Source organism: Sphingobium sp. (genome assembly GCF_048594625.1).
Taxonomy (GTDB): Bacteria; Pseudomonadota; Alphaproteobacteria; order Sphingomonadales; family Sphingomonadaceae; genus Sphingobium.
Genome location: NZ_JBMDWL010000034.1, coordinates 38,618 through 59,116, shown reverse-complemented (window position 1 = coordinate 59,116; position 20,499 = coordinate 38,618). Strand labels below are relative to the sequence as shown.

Genomic DNA, 20,499 nt, shown 5'->3' with positions numbered 1-20,499 from the left:
AGGCGATGAAAATCAGTTTCACCCTATGCACCAAAAATGGCGGCGAAAGGCTGGGCATCTGCCTTGATCATATCGAGGCGATGGAGGCCGATGCGGACCTTGAACTGTTTCTGGTCGACAATGGGTCGACCGACGGGACATCCTATCAGCGGCTGTTGCGTTTCGCCGAACGCACCCGCTTTCGTTGTCAGGTGTTGCAGACCTTGGTTCCCGGCAATTCGGCGGGGCGCAATGTCGCGGTGGAGCGGGCCAGCGGGGACATCCACATCTTCATCGATGACGATTGCTATGTGGCCCCGGATTTCCTGCGCGAATGGACGCGGATATTCACCGATCGTCCCGACCTGGGCTTCGCGTCGGGCATGGTCACGCGATACGACCTGCGATATTCCGACCTGGGGTGCGTGGAACATCCGCATGAAAGGCGGATCGAACCCTATGGTTTCGTGCCGCGCGGCTTCATACAGGGGTCCAACATGGCCTTTCGCCGTCAATGTCTGGCGGACGCAGGACGGTTCGACATCAGGCTGGGTGCAGGCACGCCCTTTGCCGGGGAAGAATGGGACATGTGCCTGCGCGCGTCGCGCAAAGGCTGGGCCGGGGGTTATTTCCCGCAGCCCAGGGTTGCACACGACCATCGCCGGGTCGAATCGGAATCGCATGCACGCATGCTTTATTATGATTTCGGCGGAGGGCTGGTCTATGCCAAGAACAGCTTCGTGAAATCATGGGTCAGAACCCTTCACGAATTCGGTCATGAAATGAAGAAATTGTGGCGAGCAAATGAGAAAGAGCGATTTTTTACCTTCGCTCGTGGTTATCTACGCTATTTCTTCATTTGGTGGCCGGTTCGGCGTTAAAAACAGGTCGGATTCTTCTGGCCGGATCGCCACGCATGAAGACTATATTTGTTAATGAGCAGACGTAATTTCAGGCAGATGAAGACGGCGTAAGGGGATTTATGGCGCAAGGTGGAACATCGACGCTCCCTGTGGACGACAGCGTACCGCGCTCGCCTGCCGCCGTACGGATGCAAAGCGTCGTCTTCGCCAGAGGTCTGGCCGCGCTTTTCGTGCTTTTCCATCATGCGGGGCGCCTTGCTGCACAGCCTCGGTTCTTCGATGCGCAAGCTTTCGGCGGCATTTATGAGCGCATCAACGGGATCAATTATTTCTTTGTAGTCAGTGGCTTTTTTATAGGCTGGGTGAACTGGGACAGTATTGGAAAAGGTTACCAGGGCCGTAAATTCTTTTCCAAAAGGATGGCACGGATATATCCGATATATTGGATAATTTTGATACCGCATATAATAATATACACGACAATAGCTTCCGCCGGACATCCATATCAAAAAAATATATACGATATAATATTATCAATATTTCTGATACCGCATGAAAATCAGCCTATATATGGCGTCGCCTGGACATTGGTTCATGAGCTTCTATTTTGTATCGTATTTTCAATAATAATATTCTTCGGAAAAAGGTCACTATTCATACTGCCATTATGGGCAATATCAATAATTTCCATGAATATAATGAATGATTATATGAAATTCCCGTATAATTATTTTTTCAATAGCGTGAATCTATGTTTCATTATGGGCTTAGCAACAAGTCGTATTGCAAAGAAATTTAAACCGAATCTACCCATGCTATGGATAGCTTGTGGCGCCATTTCATATTGTGGATATATGATTTTTGGATCGGTTTTTCACCTTTCTGAATTTTATGAGAATTGTATCCTGGGTTTATCGGTATGCGTGCTTCTTCTCGGCCTGATCGAGCAAGAGCGCAGAAAACCGATTCGCTTCCATCCAGTTTTGCTTGCATTCGGCGCCGCGTCATTCAGCATATATCTGATACATCCGGTTGCGCTGAGCGTGATGACGAATTTGGCTTCTCGCTTGCCTCGCGCGATCATGCCGCCGGTGGAGGTGGTGATAGTGCTGCTCTCCATTGCGGCAGTTATTTTGGGGATGCTTTTCGAACGATATGTGGAGATTCCCGTTTCGCGTCTGGTACGGCCCAGGCTGGAAGCAATCCTTGAATGGCCGTTCAATCTCGTCATGCCCCGCAAGGCGTCGTCCGATCGAAAGATGGTATCGACAGGGCCTGGTGACGTGGAAAGCAAAGGGCAGATGGAGCATGGCCCGGCATAGGCTGGTCGAAAGTTCGACATGGATATGCTGCGGGGTTTCGGACGAAGCACCGATGTAAGGCGATGACAACGGGCGCCGAATCGATGGAGCAGGCTTGCGCGACAGCATTCCTGACCGAAGCTACGCTGGAAATGGTGTCGCGCTTACTCTCGCTTGATGGCCGCTCTCGCACTGTGGGATTGCGGTCGGCATCGCCCATGGTGGGACGGGGCGCCGGATCTCACGGGCTGCATGCCGTCCGCGATCCGCATGCCCATCCTTTTCAGGACGCTGGCGGCGCGAATTCCACCAAGCGAGGAATCGGATCGGACCGTCCGTCGGCATGATCCGGATGTCGGCGCTGCATGTCGCCAATTAGAGCATTTTTGAAACAGATAGTGCCATCTGTTTTGAAATACTCTGGGTCACGCCTTCGCTTCTGGCAAGCGGCGTGCCTTACGCGTTAAAGCCCCATAAAGATGCAAGGCCAGTTTCTTACCGCCAACTTCCAGCACTGGATAGGCGATCGATGCCAGAGACATGATCATGAGCATGTAGATCATAAATGTGGAACAATATGCCAGTTCCATACCGATCTTCGGTATCAATATCTTCCCTATTCTCGATGCAACCGGAATACAAAGGGCATGACAAAGATAAAGGGAGTAAGAAATCTTACCGAGATAATGCACCAGCTTTGTGCCAAACATAGCACGCGCAACCGGCGTATCCTGTGTCAGTCCCATGATCAGCATGGCGATTGCCACGAACTTCAAAAGATCGCTGGCATCCAATATCCAGAGCAAAGCCCCAATAGCCAAGGCCGACAACAGCAATCCGTCCAGAATGGCGGTCAACCGATCACGACAGGCACGGTCTATCTGGAAAAGGATAAAGCCAGTCAGAAAACCGCCAAAAGCCCGTATCAAGGGCCACACGCTACGTGAATCGATAATATCCAGCGCGCCGTTCACCCCGGCTCCAGAATTACCGGCCAATATCATGACCCCGATGGCGACAAATGCCATGAACCGGACATGCCGCTGGGCCGTGAATAAAAGTATCGGGAATATGAAATAGCAAGCCATTTCAGCACTTATCGACCAGGACGGGCCGACAATCGGATGTATCCCCAGACCCCATCCGGTGGCCATGAAAGCATTCGCAACGTAATCCGAAAAATCGAACAATCTCAAAGGATTGTCTCCGGATATATTCACAATCATTTTCGACAGGTAAATCGCCGAAAATCCTATATATGCCGGATAAATTCTCGCAATTCGTCTTATTATGAAGTCTATATAATCACCCTTATCGAGAGAATTAGAAAATCTATTATTATAGTTATAGGATAGAACAAATCCACTTAATATGAAAAATGCGTCGACTGATAAATATGCCCCAGTCAGATGAAATCCTGCAAACAATGACGACCCATCGATACCGCTGCCAAAATGGTAAATGGCAATTATAATGGCAGCCACCCCCCTGACACCGGTCAGACTTTTAACTTCTTTCAGATGTTGCCGCATTGAAAGCACGCCCCCGCACATATCAGATGATAATTATTTGTCGCACCGGTAACGTCACGAGCATGTATCGGTCATGTTATTAACCGCACGTATCATCGACATAGGACCAAAATATTCCTGCTGAAGACAGCGTCCTGCTTCTGCCAATGCCGTTCTCTTTTCGGGATTGTCGGCCAGATCAATTAATGCTGTGGCAAAATCCGGCATGCTGTCGGCGATCGCGGCATGAACGCCATCCTGAACGCCCAATCCTTCCGCGCCAAGGCTGGTTGAAAGAACGGGCCGTCCAAATGCCATCGCTTCCAATATCTTGATCCGCGTGCCGCTCCCGAAAAATATTGGTGCGATCACGATGTCGCAATCGGCGTAATAGGGCGTGACGGACGGAACATTGGCGTGAAGCTCCGCATCGGCGGCGCGCAGCTTCGCATGCAGGTCCGCTGACGGATTCATGCCGACAACTTTCAGCCTTGCTCCCGGCAAGGCATCGCGCACCGTTGGCCATGCCTGTGCCAGAAAAGTCGCCAGGCCGTGCGAATTCGGTCCGAAGGACAAATTGCCGACGAAAAGGATATTATACCCCGCCCCGCTGCGTTGGGGCAGCAAGGGCTTGTCCACGACATTGGGCACTTTCCAGATCGCGGCATCGGGGAATTTCGCCGTCAACAGTGCCTTGTCATCGTCGCTGCAAATCGCGATCCCGTCCCAGCGTTCGGCAATTTCACGCTCCTTGCGCAGGATCATGCGCAGTTGCAGGCGGTTGATGAGCCATTTGTCGATTTGCCCCCGTCGTTCCTCCGCGCGAAAGGAGCGACGTTGGAATTCCGACTGTATATCGTCAAAATCGACCAGACGGCGTCGACATGCGATCTCACCAGTGGCCAGCATGTCATCGGCGATGACTGCCGTCGGCATCCGCCCCGCAAAAACCGTATCGACATGGCGAACCGGCAGTTGGTCCGCAATCCGCGACAAAGTCTTGCGGCCGAAACGCGGCGTGAAGATGGACCGCATGCGCAACAGATCGACATAGCGCCCGACCCGTTTCGGCAAGGCCCGGACGATCTGCGAAGCAGCGCTCCATTCGGGAATGGGGATCAGCGTCACGCTCTTTGCCATCGCGCGCAGCGGCGCGAAATCCATCTTCCCGATCTTTTCGTCGGCCCCCGGATATAGCAGGACGAAATGCATGTTTCCGGTTCGGGCAATGGCCTCCGCCAGGAACCAGGCACGCTGCGACCCGCCATGCCCCTGCGCGTCGGGCGGGATCTGCATGAAGCATAATATATCGCGCACCGTCCCGCTCCGTACCGGTGGCGCCGCGTCCTGTCCGCTTATGCCGGCGTCACGCATGATCGGCCTTGACCTTTCGGATCAGAACCGACGCCCAGATCAGCCAGAAAACGCCATTGGGACCAGGCTCGGTAAATTGGGATTCGGTGACAGAACGGATCATCAGGAACAGAATAAGCGCCAATATCATCAGCGCATCGATATGCTTCTGGCGAAGCGACATCGCAAAGCTGCGCCAGAATGTGGAAAGAGTGATCCCCGCGACGAGAATAAGGCCCGCCAGACCCGTCTGAAGCCACAGATCGACCCAGCTGTTGTGGGCATAGGCAAAGTGATGGCCAGCCATCAGCCACAAGGGCAAATGTTCCGGATTCTCGATATTCCAATAGGCATAGCCCATGCCGCGAACCGGATGTTCCATGATCTTGAGCATCGCCGCAGCCCAGATGTCCGTTCGTCCGGTCAATGACAGATCGCGGCCGATCAGTGACGCTGCGATGTCCGGCATGAAATAGAGGATGAACGCGATCAGCGCCGCGACCAGCAACAGCAGCACGCCGATCATCACGCGCGCGGCAGCCGGTACATGTCGCAGCGACGATATGCCAAAGGCCAGCCCCAGCGCCAGGGTCATGCTGACGGCAGGCGTCGCGGATTCGGACATCACCACCATCAGCAGACAGGCGCCCAGTGTCGGCGCCGCCAGGTCAAAGGACACGGCGCGCCGGAAATAGGCGAAAGCCGTGATGAACACCCCGACGGCATAGAGAAATCCAGCCGCATTCTTATGGACGAAGCCCCCCCGCCACGCGCTTTCATAGCCATTGCCGATATGCCCGATGCCAAGGCTGGGCACCGCGACGCTGATCAGAATGGACGCAATGGCCGACATCAGGAAAGCGATGACCATGAGGCGCAAAATATGGGGAATGCGATAATATTGGGCATAAACGACGCCCAGCGCCACCGCGGGCAGCAGTCGAAGCACGCGCTGAAATGAAAATTGCGGGTCCAGCGACCATAGGGCGCTGACAAAGGCGGCGACGATATACAGATAGCCGGGCCAGCAATGCAGGACCGCCTGTTGTTTTGCATGGCGCACATACATCATCGCCACGGTCAGCGATGTAATCACCAGCATGAATGGCGTGATGGGGTAGTTTTTGATGCCACCCAATGTCCCGAAATAGGTTTCCGGCGGCGTGAAGGTGCCATAGACCTGCGTCGCCAGCAGGAAAATCGTCCACAGGTCCAGCGCCTGAATAGGCGATGTCTGCGCCCGATGCGGGGATCGTCCATGATTTTCCGCCGCCGGGGCGGGCTGCGACAGGGTCATGATATGACCCCTTCCATTGTTCGGCGCGCAAATGATAGCGCGGCGGCGGGGCGACGCGCCACGGACAGGGCATGGGAGCCTTCAGCCATGCTGCGCATCCCCGACCGGTCGCATGATCGCCGCATAGGCATCGGCGCATCGCGCGATGCTGAAGGCTTCGCTACGCGATCTGAGTTGCGCACGATCATGGTCTTGCGCCAGCATCCGGCCCATCGCCATCGCCATCGCCTCTATATCTCCCACATCGACCAACGTCCCGAACCGGCCGTCATCGAGTATTTCCGATGGCCCGAACGGACAGTTGGTCGATACTATCGGGGTTCCGCATGACAGCGCCTCCACCAGCACATTGCCGAACCCTTCGAATTGCGAAGACAGGACGAACAGCGCGGACCGCGAAAGCCAGCCGGCCGGATGTTCGACAAAGCCGGGCATGTCCACCGCATGCGCTATCCCCAATTTCCGCGCTTCGGCCTCCAGCGCGTTTCTTTCTGGACCATCCCCCAGGATGATCAGGCGCGCCACATCTCCACCGCCCATTCTGGCGAAGGCGCGCAGCAGCGTCGTGAAGTCCTTTTGCGCCACCATGCGCCCCATGGCGATGATGACGGGCCGTTCCTCGCCCAGCCATGGGTGCGGCGGATCTTGATCGATCGATTGCTGCCCGCCAGCGACCACGCCGTTGTAAATCACGTCGACACGGTCCGCCCGCCATTTCAACATGTCGACCAGTTCGCGCCCGACGCCACCGGATACCGCCACGATCTTATGGGCAAAGGGCAGAACGCCCTTATACATCCATGGCAAAAGCCTGTATTTGATGGAAGGCCGGTCGATCTGGCGCGAAAAGGCATTATGTTGCGTGGCGATCACGCGCGTCGATCCCCCGGCAATCCGGGCCGCCACGACCGCGCTGATGTTCATATGCTCCATATTGCTGATCAGATAGTCGGGCCGCGCCGTGCGGAGGTATCGGACAAGTTTCGAAAATGCCTTTAGCTGACGACTGGCGTCGAGCGCGACGATCTTGTCCTCCGGCACCTGATTGATCAAAGCACCGGCGCGGCGATCGAGCAGAAATTTCATGTCGAATCCGCGCTCTTCCAAAGCGACGTTGAGCAGAACGTGCAACCGTTCGGCGCCACCACCACTCAGATCTGGCAGATAAACGGCGACAGTCGGCCTTTCGCTCATCGAAAAGCCATCATTTCCGCTACTGATTTCCGGACGGCAATTTTCATTCGAACCCGACCCCCTGAAGCCCGATTGAATTATCTTGCTGCATCGCAACAATCAAGCTTTCGAGTAGCCCGCTAACCTTGTACACGTCACAAAATGAGAAGTCCGATATTTGGATGCGCTAGGTTGCAGGGGGATGAATGCGCAGTCTAAACCGTCTGAGTGGCTTGCGTGCGTTGATCGTCAAGGCAAAATCGCTCTATTTTACCAGATTGTGGGGAATGGATATTCACCCCAGCGTGAATTTTTCCTTGAGCGCGCATTTCGACCGTACCCATCCAAAAGGCATCCATGTCGGCGAAGAAAGCTATGTCGCGCTGGGCGCCGCCATTCTGGCGCACGACACGACTCGCCGCATGTACCGGCATACCAGAATTGGCAGACGCTGCTTCATCGGCGCGCGCAGCCTGATCCTGCCCGGCGTGGAAATCGGCGACGGATCGATCGTGGCGGCTGGCGCCGTGGTGACCAAGAATGTGCCGCCGGGCAGCATCGTCGCGGGGAACCCCGCGCAGATCATCCGATCGGGGATAAAGGTCGGCCCCTATGGCCGCCTCGAACCGGAGCCATAGGTCCGACCGGCACCGGACCATATCGGGCGCCGGTCCTGCGCGCAGCATGTGCCAAACCGCAGGGCGATCCACATGGCGGATCGGCGTCCATGCGAACATGACGGACTATCTGAAAATGGGGGGAAGGACAGTCCATGGCAGCATCGGATCGACCATATTGGGGCTATATTGCGGCCTCTGCACTGACGGCTCTGGTGCCGTTCGTTCAGATGACGGCGCTGGGCGGCAACAGCCAGTTGCTTCAGGCGATCATGGCGCCGCTCAATTTCGGCCTTTGCCTGATCCTGTTGCCGCTGATCCGACCGGACGGGGCATTCTGGCGCAAGGCGGCGTGGGTCATCGTCCTTCTCCTTGCGGCACTGGCCTGGGCGCTGCTGCCCGAACTGGCGGGTCCGGGTCGTTTGCCCGGCGAACCGGTACATATGCTGCCCGATCTCGGTTTGTCCAATATGCTGCGCTACCTCGCCGGGACGGCCGCATTGCTGGCCGGTGCGATGGTCGGGTACAGGCGCGGCGCCATCGGCCGGACGGTGCCCTGGTTCATCCTGTTCGGTGCGCTCAATCTGGCGATCGGGCTGATGGCGCGGGCCGACGACCCGGACCGGCTATGGGGTATGGACAAGACCATTCATCATGACCGTTTCACCGGCACATTGCTGAACGGCAATGCGGCGGCCGCCGTTTTCGGCCTGCTGGCGATACTGGCCGTGGGACAGGCGCTGGTGCTGTTCGGGGGGCCACGCTCCCGATCCGGCAACGCCCGCTCGATCGGCATGGCCCTGTCGATACTGGCGGCGATTTCCTGTCTGCTCGCCTGTGTCATCACGGCATCGCGATCGGCCCTTGTCCTTACGCTGGGCGCGATTTTCATCCTGCTGATCATGGCGCGTCTTTCGGCCAGGACATTGCGGATTCGCGGGCAATGGCTGGCCGTTCTGGCGATCGTGACGGCCGCGGGCGCGTGGATCGGCGGGACCATGGGTCTGATGGTGATGGAACGCTTCGCCCAAAGCGATGGCCAGGCTATCGACCGCGTGCCGATCTGGCAGCATTATTGGGATCTGGTTCAGGCCGCACCAGCATTCGGATATGGTCTGGGATCATTTACCGATGCCAATCTGGCGCATCTGTCCACCGTCAGGCAGGCCTATCAGTTCAGCTATATCCACGCGGCGCATAATCATGCATTGCAACTGTTGCTGGCAGCGGGCTGGCCGTTCCTGCTTCTGCACATCATCGCGATTGCGCTGATCATTGCCATGATAGTGCGAACCGGACGACGGGAATTCGATCCCCACGCCAGGGCCATCTGGCTGGGGCTGCTGATCGTCCTGACCTGTTCCATGGTCGACATTGCGCTGACGGTTCCTGCGATCGTCACGCTTTGCGCGCTGCTGCTCGGCCTCCTGTGGGGCCGGGCGATACGGCGCGGGGTGAGCGCAATGCGCAGCCCAAAAACGGACGGCTCCATCTTCCGACCTGATTGAGCATTCTAAAGTCATCTGGACCAGATGACGGCTTGCACGATGCGGACGGCGGATGAGACGCTGATAACCTTAAAGCACTCTGCGCTAAATCTTGCGCAGGATGCGTGCTCCAGTCATCTGTTATAGCATCGTTATTTGCACAAAACCGGTTCCCATTTTCGCGCACGATGCTTTAGCATGATCCGGTTCAATCCACTCGGATCGTGCCCTATGTAGACAGCTGGCCGCTGCGAACCAGATAGCCCCGCCGGCCGAGATAGGGGCGCCACGCGGCAGTCCCTTCCAGCAGCAGCTTGATATGCACATACATGGCCGCCGACTTCGTCGATTGCCAGATCGCCTCGTCGATGGCCCGTTGCCGCAGGATCGCGCTCGCTGCGGGCCAGGCGGCAACGACATAGCGGATACGCCAGTCCGACGACTGGTCCAGAAACGGCGCATGGTCATAGCTGCGCTCCAGCCACGCGCTGCTTTGTGGATTGACCCCGTCTTGGGTCAGGCCGACGATATAGGCCTGCACGATGTCGGACTGCGCCCAAAGCGGACGGGCGGACTGCGCCCGTTCGACCAGCCTGCGCGCCCGCACCAGCGTCGCTTCACGCTCCCTGCCCGTCTCGCCTGCCGCCGTTCGGGCAAGGAAAGCCGCCGACAACAGCTGCTCACGCGCGGTCATATCGTCGGGCGCCATGCTATATGGCAACAGGGCATCCCCGGCATGCGTCCGGCCCGCCAGCATTTGCAGGCTCGACAGGCGCTTGATCCGCCATTCGGTCGACAGGGACATGACGGCACAGGCCGTCAATCCTGCCGCGACCAGCATCGACATGCCCGTCAGCCACCAACCGCCCCGCGCCGATCGTCCGATCGGGACCAGCGATGATGAACGCAGCGCAGACATCCTAATTCTGGTAATATTTACTATAGGCGCGGGAGTAATACATCGCGCCAATGGCTTCCGACTTGGGGTCCACCATCGTGAATATCGCGCCGGACACCGGTGTGCGGTCCTGCTCCAGCGCCGCCAGCGCCGCCTTGACCGAAGCGGTCGGCGTGCTGCTCCAACGGATCAGCATCAATACCGAATCCGCCAGCGACGCCAGCAATCGCGCATCGGCAACACCCAATATGGGTGGCGTATCGATCAGCACGACATCATATTTGCCGTTCACCTGGGCCAGCAGATCGGCCATATTGTTACCGATCAGGTCTTCGGCCGAAAAGGTCGGCTGGGACACCGGTACAATATCCAGTCCCGGAACGGCATCGGCCCGAATGACGTCTTCGAACGTCGCGGTCCCGGACAGCAACTCCACCATGCCGGTATCGGTGCTGACTTTCAGCACCTGGCTCAGGCCCGCCTTGCGAATATCGCAATCGAGCAGCAGCACATGGTCTCCGCTCATCGCCATCATGCGCGCCATCGACAGCACCGATGCGGTCTTGCCTTCATTGGGCAAGGCGGACACCAGCGCGATGACGTGGGGCTTCTTGTTCCGCGCGGCGATCTTCATCGTGTTGCGCGCCACGCGGAAGGATTCGCCAAAGGGCGTGACAGGCTTCTCGATCAGCAGGTCTGCGGGACTGATCTGCTGCCCGTCCAGCTCCAGCGACGCCTTGTCCACGCGCGGGATCGACACGATGAAGGGTATCTTCAACTTGTTTTCGATTTCGTCGCGCGACCGGAATCCTCGCGCCATGATTTCCAGTATCGTCACCAGCGTGGCGGATGCCGTCAGGCCCAGCAGCAGGCCGAACGCCATGTAGAGCCGCTTGTTGGGCGAACTCGGAAATGCCGGGGGGAGCGCCAGTTCCACGATCTGGGCCTGCGTCTGGGTATTGCGGGACAATTGCCGCGACTGCTGCACATCGCGCGACAGGCGGTTATATTCTTCACGCTTGGCATCGGCCTGCTGCTGGATATTCTGCGCTACCACGCCCGCGCGGGTGTTGGTGGACTGCTGCCCTTTCAGCTGCCCCATCTGCGCCTGCAGCGTGGACGCCTTTGCCGCTTCGGCCGCTGCTTCGCTGGCCAGACCGCCCATTACGCGCCGCGCTTCCTGATCGATCTGATCGTCGACCTGTTTCAGCTGCTGGGTGACCTTGATCGTTTCGGGGTGCCGCGGTCCGTAACGGGCCTGAATTTCACCCATTTCACGCACCACTTCCGCGCGCTGCCGCCGCAGGTCGGTGACCACCCTGGAATCCAGAACAGCCGATACCGCGTCCAGCCCGCCCCGTTCCATCTGCTGGCGCGCGACGTCCAGCTTGGCCTGCGCCGCGGATGCGGACGACAGGGCCGTGGCCAGCTGGCCCGACAGCGATCCAACCTGCTGATCGATCACGGTGCTGGAATAGCTGCCGCCGGTGCCGCCACCGATAATCCCTGCCTCGGCCTTATACTGGGCCGCCTGAGCCTCCATCGCGGCCAGTTCCTTGCCGACCGTCGCCAGACGCCCTTCCAGAAATTCCGCCTGTTTGGATGCCGTTCCGCTGCGCGCGCCGACACTGAAGGACATATAGGCGGTCGCCAGACTATTGGCGATTTCCGCTGCCTTGTTCGCATTGGCCGATTTGAAATTGATGTCGACCACATAGGTCGATTTTTCGCGCGCAACACTGATGCCGCCCAGCAATTTCAGTGCCGTCCCCTCGATACGCTCTTCCATGGACAGCCCGTTGGCTGCGGGCACGCCGAATTCGGGATCGTTGACCAGCTTCAATGTCCGCGCCACCAGCAATGCCACTTCGCGGGACTGGATGACCGTGACTTCGGTATCGATCTGCCCTTGATCCGACATGGTCGATCGCGGCATGTCCACGCCGATCATCGCGTTCTGATTGGGGTCGATCTTGATCCGGGTCGTGGCCACATATTTGGGCGTCGCCATATAGACGGCAACCGTCATCATGGCGAAGAAGGATCCCGTGATCAGCAATATGATGAAAAGCCGCCGCTGAATGACGTTCATCAGCATGGCGATCGCGGCCCTGGCGCTGCCCTCCTCATCCTGTTTGATCTGCGCCAGGGCAGGCATCGTCGCGGCCTTTAGTTCGGACATTCAAGCTCCGGATATGTTCATGGGCGCCCGACGGCTAACCAGTTGATCTCTTATTATATTACAGCTGAAACGTAACGCCCGCGACACTGCGCACTTCGGAAAAGTCCGGGGTCGTCAAAGGTCCATCCCGGTCACGATCGCCATAGGACAGCTCGAAATTCAGCGAGACCCGACGATTCATCAGATAGCGCGCGCCGGCCGATGTCCGCAACACGGTGGCCTTGCTCGACACGCCGATATAGTCGTCGACCTCATAATCCGCCGTCGCCCGCAGCAAGAGATTGCGCAGCAGTTCATGGTCGATGCGAACCGATCCGCCGGTGTTGTAATAGCCGCTCGCCACACCCAGCGCGGAGTCTTCGATCAACCGGCGTCCGGTCAGCGTGATGGTGGTCAGCTGACTGGGAAAATATTCCACCTTTCCTTCGAAGGACAGCCCGCTTGAATCCTTGTAGATTGCGGCATCATAATCACGCTTCGTATAGCCAACGCCCAGGCTGCCGCGGATCAGCGCCGACACGTCGAAGGAAATGCCGCCTAAAAGCGTATAATCCTTGGACCCGCGATTGGGTCTGCCATTATTCAGCGTGAACGGATATTTCGTGTCGGTATAGCCGGTCTGAACGAATATCGACGCATCGGGGGAAATGGCATATTCGCCCCGACCGCTCGTCCGCCAGACCTGACGATTGCGACCACGCTGACTGACGACCACTCCGGCCAGCGTTTCGATATTCTTGAAATCATAATCGCTATAGTCGACCGCACCGATCAGGCGCGTCCTGCCACCGACATAATTGCCCCGCAGCAGGAATATGCTTTCCTGATAGCCCAGCGGCGTCCGGTAACCGGCAACGGCTTGCCCCGAAAACATCGGCTGGAACGATCGTCCGGTGCTGGCGGACATGTCGATGGACGACTGCGTGCCCACATCGACCCGCCCGACGGCATTGACGCTCCACGCATTCTGGTTGCGCGTCGTCGTGTCGATATAGCGTTCGAGGCTGGCGCGACCATTGAGCGAAAGGCTGTGACGCGCCCATTGTGATCGCAGCGTCAGGTCGGGATCGACATTGAAATAGCCGTCGCTTTTCTTGTCGCTGGTCGTCTGGAACACATTGTCCGTGGAACCGCCGCCGACCGTCACCTTCGGGAAAAGCCGGAAACCGCCCAGGGGCATGCCGATCGGGCGCAGTTCGGGCCGGTCCCGTTCGACCACGCTGACATTCTGTCCGCGGCTGAAAATGGGTGGGATCGCCGAATCCTGCAACAGTTTCTGAACCTGCGCCTGAACCGGCGCAACGCTCCCAAGATTGAGGACGACCATGACAGCGCCGGCCGCGACTTCGCCTATCTTCATGTAAATTCCACCCCCCGGCTTGGCCTGAATGATTATGCGAAGCGATCAGCCATAATTGGAATCGAACCCGTCCACCGAAATCTGAATGCCGCTCGTCCCGCCTGCGCCGAACAGGCTGCCGTCACCCGCGACCGCACCGGTGCCGGAGTTCAGCCGTTTCCGATTCTGTTGAAGGTTCGCGATCGCCAGCGACATGGGCGTGCCCGTACCGCTGCCCTGACCCAGTTGGGCCAGCGCCAGCAACTGATCCTCGATGGACAGGCCCGACTGGTCGAGGACATAGGCAATCGCCGCCTCGATTTCGGCCTGGGTTGCATTGGCCGGCAGGGCCGCAAGTGCCGCCTGAACCGATGCGACCAGCGCCGCGACAGGATCGACCTGCGGATCGGCGGCCGCGCCATTCACATCCTGTTCGTCTATCGCCGCCACCGCGCTTACGCCCACCGGCGCCACGGCAGCGGTCAGGGCCAGGCCCAGGACAATCGCCTTGTTCGAAACTTTCGAAACCATCACTACCCCCCTTTATGAGCGGCTGCCTGATGTCAGCCCCGTACGATCAGGAACATTCTTCAAACGGGATGAAATTCCGCAATATTCCGATCAGAAATACCGTTCACCGATCCTGATCGTATCGCCCGGCAGCACGGCGAGGTCGGCGGCCAGATCGACACGCTCTTCCTTGTCCTGCCCGGCATGTTTGATGAAAACCTTCCCTTTATTGGCGCGATAGGTAAAACCCTGCGCCGTGGCAACCGCATTCATCACGGTAAGCCCATTGGAAAAAGGATATTCGCCCGGCTTGGACACTTCACCCAAGATGAAGAAGGGGCGATAGCTCAATATATCTATGCTGATTCTGGGATCGCGCAAATAACCGTCGGCGTACAGCTTTTCTATATCGGCGATGACTTCACCGGTCGTCTTGCCCGCCACCGGAACGTCGCCGATCAGCGGCATGGATAGGTCGCCATTCGAATTGACCGTGAATTCGCCCGTCAGCGACTGTTCGTTGAATACGATCACCCGCACCTTGTCCGCGACGCCCAATCGATATGCTGCAACTGCGGACGGACTGGGTTGCGACGCAGCGACCGATTCGACGGCGCCGGCGGGCCCGGCATGCAGGAAAATAGCAGCAAAAATCAACATAATCGCGCGGAATGACGATGGCATGGCTGTCTGCTTTACCCAGTTAATTTGCGATGCAACATAACATGCTCGCAGGCAGCTTCCAACTGCCGCAAGCAATATTTGTAAACAAATGGTAAACGTCACAATCCGGGACGATAATTCGCAGATGCCGCCCGCGCCGATACGTCGTGCCGAAAGGCAAATTGTCCGAAAAGGATATATATCAGGTCCGTTGACATCTTTTGCGATCGGACCGTCGCGGGATGAGGACTGTCATCGATATGTTGAAAAATCCGGCGCATAATATATCTGCCATGTCCGGCCATGTCGCACGATCCGCATGCGACGAACAGATCAGGGCACGTCATTGAAGAACCCCGTCCGGCTGCTGATATTGCTGAGCGCGCCGACGATATTGTTCGTCGCCACCGCTTTCATCGGCTATCTGATACTGGATGGCGACACGTTCCGGGCCGGGACGGCCGCGCCCCACACCGCCGCAATGGCGGACAAGGCCCTGCCCCCTGTTCCCGCCCTGCCCAGCATGAAACTGATGGATCTTCCCCCGGTGGAAGCCAGAGCCGTCAATGCCCGCACCGCTTTCGTGCAGGATGGCATCCAGATCGCGCAGCCCTTCCTGTTTGCGGGCAATCCGACCGATCGCAATCGCGGCCAGACCTGCCTTGCCGCGGCGCTGCTCTATGAAGCGGGCGACGATCCGGTGGGGCAGGCGGCCGTCGCGCAGGTTGTCATCAACCGCCTTCGTCATCCGGCATTTCCCAAAAGTCTGTGCGGTGTCGTGCTTCAGGGGTGGGAGCGGTCGAGCGGCTGCCAGTTCACCTTCACATGCGATGGCGCGATGAAACGAAAACCATCGCCCGCCGCCTGGCTGCGGGCGAAGGCTGCGGCCGGGGCGGCCATGTCCGGCGCCGTTTTCGGGGGCGTTGGCCTTGCTACCCATTATCATACCGACTGGGTCGTCCCCTATTGGAGCGCGTCGCTGGACAAGATCGCGCAGGTCGGCACGCATCTCTTCTTCCGGTGGCCCGGCATATATGGCCGCCCCCCGGCCTTTCGCGGCGCCTATGAAGGGGGCGAGATCCTCAACCCCGCGATGCAGGCCCTGGCGGAGGCGGATCAACTGACCGCCGCCACGCAGGCGATCGACACCGGCACGGACATCATCCCCTTGCCCAAACGGATCGAATTGCCGGGGATCAGCGGCGCCGACCTTCAGGGCAGCAGCGTTCGTCAGGCCGACGCCGCGTCGGGCCAGTTCATCCTGCGCCTCGAACCCGGCGCCTTTCCCGGCAGCTATGCGGTGCTGGCCTACAAGATGTGCGAGGGCAAACCGGCCTGTGACATATGGGGCTGGACGGACCCCATGGCCATGCCGCGCGCCTTGCCGGTAACCCTTGCCGATCAGCGGACGGCGTCCTTCCATTTTCACAAGAGTGGCCAGTCCCCCACCGGGATCGCGCAGTGGAATTGCCGTGAATTCAAACGCGCGTCGGCCAGCCAGTGCCTGCCGGACACCATGCCCTGACATCGCCGGGGTGACTTTGCTAAAGTGATAGGGCTGGGGTGACAGGGCTCGGGTGGCAGGGCTGGGGTGACAGGGCGGTTCACCGCTTGCTTACCATTATCTGCTAAAGGCAGCCGGTATGAACATGGTCGACCCCAGCGCTCCGTCCGCCTGCCCCAGATCCGCCGTCAGCCATGGCGTCGGCATTGCGGGCCTTGTGGGCCTTGGCCTCTGGACGCTGGTCGCGCGCCATTATGGCATGAACGGGCCAAGCGCGGGGCTGACCGCGGTCATGGCATGCGGCCTGCCGATGGTGCTGTGGTCGCTGATCGTGGACAAGGTGCATCGCAACGCATCGACCGGCATAGACTGGACCGCGCCTGCCCGCCCCATCCGCAACGTGATCGACATCAGCATCGTGAAGATCGCCGGGCTGTGGGCGACATGGCTGGCCATCGCGCTCTTCTACTGCATCGCGCGCTGGTACTGGTCGGGCAATTACCGTTTTTCCATGGACCTGTTCATGGCCATCGCGCCATGGCTGCTGGCGCTGTCGGTGCCCTATGTCATCTGGATCGACCGGCGGCTGGTCGCACCGAAAGACGCCTCCTACAGTTTTGGCCAATGGGTGATCGGCGGCGTCGCGGGTCAGGCGGACATGGCACAGGTCGCCCATCATGCCCGCGCATGGGCGGTGAAGGGCTTCTTTCTCGCCTTCATGGTGTCGATCGTGCCGGGCAATTTCACCAGCGTGGTCGACTGGCGGATCGAGGATGCGATCGACAATCCCGTCGCCATGGCCGGATTCCTGATTGCGGTCATGTTCATGATCGACGTCTGTCTGGCGACCGTCGGCTATATGCTGACCTTCAAACCGCTCGATTCGCATATCCGCACCGCCAACCCCTATCTGGGCGGCTGGCTGGCGGCGCTGATCTGCTACCCGCCCTTCGTGCTGATGGGCGGCGGCGGACCGCTGGATTATCATGCGGGCGGCGCGGAATGGGATTACTGGACGCAGAACATGCCCGCGCTGCAATGGCTGCTGGGCGGCTGGCTGGTGCTGCTGACGGGCATCTATGCCTGGGCGACGGTGGCGTTCGGCCTGCGCTTCTCCAACCTCACCCATCGCGGCATATTGACCCACGGTCCCTATCGCTGGAGCCGCCACCCGGCCTATCTGTCGAAAAATCTCTTCTGGTGGTTTTCCGCGCTGCCGTTTCTGGCGGTCAGCGGGTCATTGGCCGACATGGTGCGCAACTGCGCGATGCTGGCGCTCACCAACGCGGTCTATTACTGGCGCGCCAAGACGGAGGAACAGCATCTGTCCGCCGATCCCGACTATCGTGCCTATAGCGAATGGATGGAGCATAATGCCCCCGTCCCGCGCTTCTTCGCCTGGATCAGCGGGAAGAAGCGCGGAACGACGGCGATGACGGCGCAACCGGCGGAATAAAATAGCATGCTCCGGCGAAAGCCGCAGTCCAGTCCCACCGTTGCGTTACGATCAGGGTTCCTGTCTAAAAGCTCTCTTCTTCGTAAACCCGACTGACGTCGCCCTGCCATTCGCCATGGTAACGTTCCAGCAGGCGTTCGGCATGGGTCTTGCCCGAAGCGACGACCTCTTCCAGCGCGGACAGATAACCGGTTTCATTGTCGCCCGCGCCGTTGAAGCGTTCCCGCGCCGCAAGGCCGCTGCGCGCGATATCCACGACCTGCCCGGCAATGTCGCGCAGCCTGCGCCCGCCACCGATCGGCGCGTCGAGGCCCAGCTTCGGCACGCTGTCGCGCAACGTCTGCCGTTCTTCCATGGTCCAGTCCTTGACCACATCCCACGCCGCATCCAGCGCGCCCTGATCATAGAGCAGGCCGACCCAGAGGGCTGGCAGCGCACAGATGCGGTTCCACGGTCCGCCATCGGCCCCGCGCATTTCCAGAAAGCTCTTCATCCGCACTTCGGGGAAGGCCGTGGACAGATGATCCTCCCAATCCTTCTCGGTCGGCTTTTCGCCCGGCAGGACGGACAGCTTCCCGTCGAGGAAGTCGCGGAAACTCAGGCCCGCCGCATCGATATATTTCCCGTCGCGATAGACGAAATACATCGGCACATCGAGCGCGTAGTCGGCATAGCGTTCATAGCCAAAACCATCCTCGAACACGAAGGGCAGCATGCCCGTGCGCTTGGGGTCGGTGTCCGACCAGATATGGCTGCGATAGGACAGGAAGCCGTTGGGCTTGCCTTGCGTAAAGGGCGAATTGGCGAACAGAGCCGTCGCCAGCGGCTGCAAGGCGAGCGAAACGCGGAATTTCTGCGCCATGTCCGCCTCGCTGCCATAGTCGAGGTTGGTCTGGATTGTGCAAGTGCGCAGCATCATGTCGAGGCCCATCGACCCCACGCGCGGCATGTGCCGCAACATGATGTCGTACCGCCCCTTGGGCATGATCGGCAATTCTTCGCGGGTCTTGTCCGGCCACATGCCAAGGCCAAGGAAGCCAAGGCCCAGCATGTCGCCGACATATTTCACCTGCTCCAGATGGCGGCCGGTTTCGGCGCAGGTCTGGTGCAGATTGTCGAGCGGCGCGCCGGACAGTTCCAGCTGCCCCGCCGGCTCCAGACTGATCGTGCCGTCGCTGCCCGACAGCGCGATGATATTCTCGCCCTCGAACACCGGGTTCCAGCCATAACGGGTCAGGCCGATCAGCAGCGTGTGGATGCCGCCCTTTTCCTCATAGGCGGGCGCATGCCGATCCTTGCGGCTATAGACGAATTTCTCATGCTCGGTGCCGATCCGCCAGCGATCCTTGGGCTTTTCGCCCTTGGAAAAGGCCGCGATCAACTGGTCGCGGTTTTCGATGACGGGATCATGATCCCCGGAGTCGGTTCTTGTGCTCATGCCCCGCCCTTAGTGCTTCCCCCATGCGCGTCAAACAAGAGCGCGCGGCCGACAGATAAGTTGCGCCTATGCGTCGCGCAATAACATAGCGAAATGAAACTTACGCCCAGTCGCCGTTTATCGTCATCCACGCGGCAGTGGCGGCGATGGCGGCCGTCTCCGCCCGCAGGATGCGCGGCCCCAGCGATACCGGCACCGCGCCCGGCGTGGCGCGGATCGCATCCCGCTCGGCCGGGTCGAACCCGCCCTCCGGCCCCACCAGAAAGGCGGCAGGCCCCGGATGGGTCCGCAACGTCGCCTCCAGCGGCGCGCCGCCCGTCTCATCGGCGAAGAACAGGTGCCGGTCGGGCGACCATCCTTTCAACAGCGCATCCAGCTTCACCATCTGCTCCAGTTCGGGCAGCGCGGTACGGCCGCACTGCTCCGCCGCCTCGACCAGATGCGCGTGCAGCCGATCAAGGTTCAGCTTGTCCACCACCGCCCGCCGGGTCAGCACCGGCTGCAATCGCGCCACGCCCAGTTCGCACGCCTTTTCCGCGATCAGGTCGATCCGCCCCTTCTTGATCGGCGCACAGCACAGCCAGAAATCGGGCACATGTTCGGGCGGCCTGGTCTGCTGCACGCATTCCAGCACCAGATCGCGCTTGCGCATATCGCGCACCCGCGCAGCCCATTCGCCCGACCGCCCGTCGAACAGCAGCACGATGTCGTCCACCTTCACGCGCATGACGCTCAACAGATAATGGGCCGGATTGCCGTCCACCGGCACGGCCACGCCTTGCCCCAACTGGGTTTCGACATGCAGGCGCGGAGCGCTTTGTGGGGGCCATGCGGGGGTAGCGGTCATTTCATCTCATGTCTTGCCGGTGACTTGTTCTTCCCTAAAGAGAAGCATGGCCCTTCGACAAGCATAAGGGCGAATGGAGTC

General features: G+C 59.2%; 18 protein-coding genes. 7 read left to right on the top strand and 11 right to left on the bottom strand.

From position 1 onward, the window contains the following. Positions 1–5: 5 nt before the first annotated feature. Positions 6–860 carry a glycosyltransferase family 2 protein gene (locus ACOJSJ_RS04780; protein WP_420143846.1) on the top strand — a complete coding sequence of 285 codons (855 nt, stop codon included), beginning with the start codon at positions 6–8 and terminating at the stop codon, positions 858–860. A 101-nt stretch (positions 861–961) separates the two neighbouring features. Then, a complete protein-coding gene (locus ACOJSJ_RS04775; protein WP_420143845.1) occupies positions 962–2,164 on the top strand; it encodes an acyltransferase family protein in 1,203 nt (400 codons plus the stop codon). A gap of 404 nt (positions 2,165–2,568) precedes the next feature. Here ACOJSJ_RS04775 and ACOJSJ_RS04770 read toward each other — a convergent pair whose 3' ends face one another. Beyond that, a complete protein-coding gene (locus tag ACOJSJ_RS04770; RefSeq protein ID WP_420143844.1) occupies positions 2,569–3,675 on the bottom strand; it encodes an acyltransferase family protein in 1,107 nt (368 codons plus the stop codon). Between the two features lie 54 nt (positions 3,676–3,729). Continuing rightward, a complete protein-coding gene (locus tag ACOJSJ_RS04765; protein ID WP_420143843.1) occupies positions 3,730–4,419 on the bottom strand; it encodes a glycosyltransferase family 4 protein in 690 nt (229 codons plus the stop codon). A gap of 6 nt (positions 4,420–4,425) precedes the next feature. Between ACOJSJ_RS04765 and ACOJSJ_RS04760 the strand changes: the two genes are divergently transcribed. Beyond that, on the top strand, positions 4,426–4,851 hold the full coding sequence (locus ACOJSJ_RS04760; protein WP_420143842.1) for a hypothetical protein: 426 nt from the start codon (positions 4,426–4,428) through the stop codon (positions 4,849–4,851). A 169-nt stretch (positions 4,852–5,020) separates the two neighbouring features. On the opposite strand, the gene ACOJSJ_RS04755 is transcribed toward ACOJSJ_RS04760, so the two are convergent. Both ACOJSJ_RS04755 and ACOJSJ_RS04750 read right to left on the bottom strand, forming a co-directional pair. Then, the gene (locus ACOJSJ_RS04755) at positions 5,021–6,304 is read right to left on the bottom strand and encodes an O-antigen ligase family protein (RefSeq protein WP_420143841.1); all 1,284 of its coding nucleotides are present in this window, start codon (positions 6,302–6,304) and stop codon (positions 5,021–5,023) included. Positions 6,305–6,385: 81 nt separating this feature from the next. After that, complete coding sequence (locus ACOJSJ_RS04750) at positions 6,386–7,498, bottom strand: glycosyltransferase (protein WP_420143840.1); 1,113 nt, start codon at positions 7,496–7,498, stop codon at positions 6,386–6,388. A gap of 185 nt (positions 7,499–7,683) precedes the next feature. Here ACOJSJ_RS04750 and ACOJSJ_RS04745 point away from each other — a divergent pair, with 185 nt between their 5' ends. Then, the gene (locus ACOJSJ_RS04745; RefSeq protein ID WP_420143839.1) at positions 7,684–8,115 is read left to right on the top strand and encodes an acyltransferase; all 432 of its coding nucleotides are present in this window, start codon (positions 7,684–7,686) and stop codon (positions 8,113–8,115) included. Between the two features lie 134 nt (positions 8,116–8,249). Then, positions 8,250–9,602, top strand: coding sequence for an O-antigen ligase family protein (locus ACOJSJ_RS04740; RefSeq protein WP_420143838.1), 1,353 nt, complete (start codon positions 8,250–8,252; stop codon positions 9,600–9,602). 208 nt (positions 9,603–9,810) lie between these two features. Here ACOJSJ_RS04740 and ACOJSJ_RS04735 read toward each other — a convergent pair whose 3' ends face one another. From ACOJSJ_RS04735 to ACOJSJ_RS04715, 5 genes are all read right to left on the bottom strand, one after another. Then, the gene (locus ACOJSJ_RS04735) at positions 9,811–10,500 is read right to left on the bottom strand and encodes a hypothetical protein (protein ID WP_420143837.1); all 690 of its coding nucleotides are present in this window, start codon (positions 10,498–10,500) and stop codon (positions 9,811–9,813) included. A gap of 1 nt (position 10,501) precedes the next feature. Beyond that, positions 10,502–12,661, bottom strand: coding sequence for a GumC family protein (locus tag ACOJSJ_RS04730; RefSeq protein WP_420143836.1), 2,160 nt, complete (start codon positions 12,659–12,661; stop codon positions 10,502–10,504). Positions 12,662–12,719: 58 nt separating this feature from the next. Then, a complete protein-coding gene (locus ACOJSJ_RS04725; RefSeq protein ID WP_420143835.1) occupies positions 12,720–14,021 on the bottom strand; it encodes an outer membrane beta-barrel protein in 1,302 nt (433 codons plus the stop codon). 45 nt (positions 14,022–14,066) lie between these two features. Next, a complete protein-coding gene (locus ACOJSJ_RS04720; RefSeq protein WP_420143834.1) occupies positions 14,067–14,531 on the bottom strand; it encodes a hypothetical protein in 465 nt (154 codons plus the stop codon). Between the two features lie 90 nt (positions 14,532–14,621). Then, positions 14,622–15,296 carry a polysaccharide biosynthesis/export family protein gene (locus ACOJSJ_RS04715; RefSeq protein WP_420143833.1) on the bottom strand — a complete coding sequence of 225 codons (675 nt, stop codon included), beginning with the start codon at positions 15,294–15,296 and terminating at the stop codon, positions 14,622–14,624. Between the two features lie 223 nt (positions 15,297–15,519). Between ACOJSJ_RS04715 and ACOJSJ_RS04710 the strand changes: the two genes are divergently transcribed. Together ACOJSJ_RS04710 and ACOJSJ_RS04705 are read left to right on the top strand one after the other, a co-directional pair. After that, positions 15,520–16,698: a cell wall hydrolase gene (locus ACOJSJ_RS04710; protein ID WP_420143832.1), complete on the top strand. Its 1,179-nt coding sequence runs from the start codon at positions 15,520–15,522 to the stop codon at positions 16,696–16,698. 124 nt (positions 16,699–16,822) lie between these two features. Further along, positions 16,823–18,133 carry a methyltransferase family protein gene (locus tag ACOJSJ_RS04705; RefSeq protein WP_420143896.1) on the top strand — a complete coding sequence of 437 codons (1,311 nt, stop codon included), beginning with the start codon at positions 16,823–16,825 and terminating at the stop codon, positions 18,131–18,133. Between the two features lie 64 nt (positions 18,134–18,197). Here the strand turns inward: ACOJSJ_RS04705 and ACOJSJ_RS04700 are convergent, their stop codons facing one another. Together ACOJSJ_RS04700 and ACOJSJ_RS04695 are read right to left on the bottom strand one after the other, a co-directional pair. Beyond that, entirely contained in the window at positions 18,198–19,571 is a 1,374-nt protein-coding gene (locus ACOJSJ_RS04700; protein ID WP_420143831.1) for a glutamate--cysteine ligase, read from the bottom strand. A 100-nt stretch (positions 19,572–19,671) separates the two neighbouring features. Continuing rightward, positions 19,672–20,418: a 16S rRNA (uracil(1498)-N(3))-methyltransferase gene (locus ACOJSJ_RS04695; RefSeq protein ID WP_420143830.1), complete on the bottom strand. Its 747-nt coding sequence runs from the start codon at positions 20,416–20,418 to the stop codon at positions 19,672–19,674. Positions 20,419–20,499: the final 81 nt, after the last annotated feature.